The following is a 239-nucleotide window of genomic DNA, read 5'->3' on the forward strand; positions in this document are numbered from 1 at the left end:
TATCAGGTGAGTATTCTTTGGGGAATCATCTTTCGCTATGGGATAATGATAAAAAGGAAGAGAGGATTATTGTTTATTGCGAAGGAGATTGTCATGGAGGCATATATGTAGTTCCAACTTATGAAAGGCATTATGATAAAGATAAACAGCACTTTGCCGAATATGTCGAAGAGGCTAATTCTAATAAAAAATGGGTGATTGCAAAAACTATATGTGTAAAAGAGAAGATGGAAAAATAT

General features: G+C 33.5%; 1 protein-coding gene. It reads left to right on the forward strand.

The window, feature by feature from the left end; all coding sequences use genetic code 11:
* Window positions 1-239: hypothetical protein (locus ACVBEQ_RS28095; protein ID WP_447156734.1), on the forward strand; the 239-nt coding region annotated here is incomplete at both ends.

The sequence above is a fragment of the Nakamurella sp. GG22 genome (genome assembly GCF_052976845.2).